Raw genomic sequence first — 2,528 nt, 5'->3', positions numbered from 1 at the left:
GCAAGCTCCCTCGTCACGGGTTCGGTTCCACACTTGAGTAGACACCGTGGTTCTGCTTTAAAGGGTGAAATCACCCTCGGCCACCAACTCGCTCAACGGCCGGCGCGGGCTTGGGACTTCGCGGGCCTGGAGGTAGTCGGCCAGCGTCGATTTGTCCCCCAGCTTGCCGATCGCCACGGCGGCATGCAGGGCGTAGCCGTCCGGGATCTTCAGTTCCTTGCGGGTCAGTTCCTGGTCGAAGCCGGCCATGCCATGGGTATGCCAGCCGCTTAGGCTCGCCTGCAACGCCAGGTGGCCCCAGGCTGCGCCTGTGTCGAAGGTGTGGCACTGGGCCGGGGTTTCTTCCGTGGCGCCGGGCACCGCGAAGGTGGTTTTCGAGGCGATGATCACCAGCGCCGAGGCGTGTTGGGCCCAGCCACGGTTGAACTCGTTGAGCAGGCCCAGGTAACGCTCCCAGTTCGGCGTGTCGCGGCGGGCATACAGGAAGCGCCACGGCTGCGAGTTGTACGCCGAAGGGGCCCAGCGCGCGGCTTCGAAGAAACTCAGCAGGGTTTCTTCGGCAATGGTCTCGCCCGTGAAGGCGCGCGGCGACCAGCGCTCGATGAATTGAGGGTGGATGGTGTAATCGGCGATGCGGGAATTGGCGCTCATGGGCTCACCTAGCTGGGTTCGTAAACGTGATGAAGCAACCTACGTCCCGGCGCCCGGCCTGACAAGCCCCTTCTACCGACAGTCGCCAATGCTTGGCCTCGGGAGGTCGCGGCACTAGACTGTCGGCCTTTTCACCACATGATATTGATGCTTGAGCCATGGCCGCCAAAGTCGAACCGTTCTGGATACGCAAAACCCTCGATCAGCTCGATCCGCAAGAGTGGGAATCGCTGTGCGACGGCTGCGGCCTGTGCTGCCTGCAAAAGCTCGAGGATGAAGACGACAACACCGTCTATTACACGCGTATCGCCTGCAAACTGCTGGACTTGAAAAGCTGCCAGTGCACCGACTACGCCCATCGCCGCGACTTCGTTCCCGACTGCATCCAGCTCACGCCGGGCAAGGCCGATCAGTTCAAATGGCTGCCGCCGACCTGCGGCTATCGCCTGGTCAGCGAGGGCAAGGACCTGCCGCTGTGGCACCACCTGGTCTGTGGCGATCGCGACGCCGTGCACCACGAACGCATTTCCCAATCCGGGCGCATGCTGGCCGAAGGCAGCGTGGCCGAAGAGGACTGGGAAGACCACCTGATCTTTCGCGCGGGCTGAAAAACGGCATCGCATCACCAGGGAGCGCCCATGGCTGCAGGATTGAAACGGGTATTGGCGGCCGGGCTGCTGGCGGTGTGCGAGCCGCTGTGGGCAGCACAGAAAGTTGATCTGGATTACCACGTGCACCTGTTGCCGCAGAACGACCAGGCTGAAGTGCGCCTGACCCTCGCGCGGGGCTCGGCGGTGCGCAGCCTGGATTTTGACCTGGGCGATGACGGTCGCTACAGCGGTTTCAAGGCAGACGGCCAATGGCAGCTCACGCCCGGCAAGGCATCGCGCGGCGTCTGGCGTCCCGCTGCCGACAAGGCAAGCCTGACCTACCGCGTGCGCATCAGCGAATCGCGCAAGAACGGCGCTTTCGAAACCCGCATGACGCCCGCCTGGGCGCTGCTACGCGGCGATGACCTGGTGCCGCCGGCGAAGCTGGACCAGCAGGACGGCATCGAGTTGGTATCTCGCCTGGAGTTCGAATTGCCCAACGGCTGGAAAAGCATCGAGACGCCTTGGCCGCGTATAGGCAAGCAACGCTTTCGCATCGATAACCCCTCGCGCTTGTTCGATCGCCCCACGGGCTGGATGCTCGCCGGCAAACTCGGCAGCCGACGCACGCGCCTGGGCGAGACCGAGGTGACAGTGGCTTCGCCCCTCGGCCAGGGGATGCGGCGGATGGATGTATTGACGCTGCTGACTTTTGTCTGGCCGCAGGTGCAGGCAGTGGTGCCGCGTCATCCGGCCAAACTGTTGATCGTCGGTGCCGGGGATCCGATGTGGCGTGGCGTCCAGGCGGGCCACGAATCGATTTACCTGCACAGCCGCCCGCCACTGGTCAGCGAGCGCGGCAGCAGTTCGTTACTACGGGAGTTGATGCAGATGTTGGTGCGCATCAACGATCAAGATCGCAGTGACTGGATCAGCGAAGGATTGAATGAGTATTACGCCATCGAACTGCTACGCCGCGCCGGCGGCATGAGCGACGAGCGCTATCAGGCCCTGAATGTTCGTCTCGCCCGGGACAGCAAGGGCGTCACGACCTTGCGTGGCGAACAGGTGAGCCCGGCGATGGCCGCCAAGGCGGTGCTGTTGCTGCAGGAGCTGGACCGGGAAATTCGCCTGAAGACCCGCAACAAGCGCTCCCTCGATGACGTGCTGCAAGGGGCGATGCGCCTGGAGACGGTGGATACCGGGGAGTTTGTGCAGCTCAGCGAGAGCATCCTGGGTGAGGGGTCGACTGTTCTGGATACACGGTTACTGCAGTGAAAACGCTTC

At 63.4% G+C, this 2,528-nt stretch carries 3 protein-coding genes; 2 read left to right on the top strand and 1 reads right to left on the bottom strand.

Annotated features, from left to right (window positions below; translation table 11 throughout):
• Positions 1–57: 57 nt before the first annotated feature.
• Entirely contained in the window at positions 58–651 is a 594-nt protein-coding gene (locus tag OC610_RS25455; RefSeq protein WP_181286700.1) for a nitroreductase family protein, read from the bottom strand.
• 158 nt (positions 652–809) lie between these two features.
• Between OC610_RS25455 and OC610_RS25450 the strand changes: the two genes are divergently transcribed.
• Positions 810–1,259 (top strand): YcgN family cysteine cluster protein, encoded by a 450-nt coding sequence (locus OC610_RS25450; RefSeq protein WP_264431787.1) that lies wholly within the window; start codon positions 810–812, stop codon positions 1,257–1,259.
• 30 nt (positions 1,260–1,289) lie between these two features.
• Entirely contained in the window at positions 1,290–2,519 is a 1,230-nt protein-coding gene (locus tag OC610_RS25445) for a hypothetical protein (protein ID WP_264431786.1), read from the top strand.
• Positions 2,520–2,528: the final 9 nt, after the last annotated feature.

It is taken from the genome of Pseudomonas agronomica, from assembly GCF_025917275.1.
Taxonomy (GTDB): domain Bacteria; phylum Pseudomonadota; class Gammaproteobacteria; order Pseudomonadales; family Pseudomonadaceae; genus Aquipseudomonas; species Aquipseudomonas agronomica.
Note: the sequence above shows the minus strand (reverse complement) of the source record. Positions and strands in the feature narration are given on the sequence as shown.

Coding starts and splice junctions, on each gene's coding strand:
- OC610_RS25450 (WP_264431787.1), top strand. CDS start 810: ATGGCCGCCAAAGTCGAACCGTTCTGGATACGCAAAACCCTCGATCAG.
- OC610_RS25455 (WP_181286700.1), bottom strand. CDS start 651: ATGAGCGCCAATTCCCGCATCGCCGATTACACCATCCACCCTCAATTC.
- OC610_RS25445 (WP_264431786.1), top strand. CDS start 1,290: ATGGCTGCAGGATTGAAACGGGTATTGGCGGCCGGGCTGCTGGCGGTG.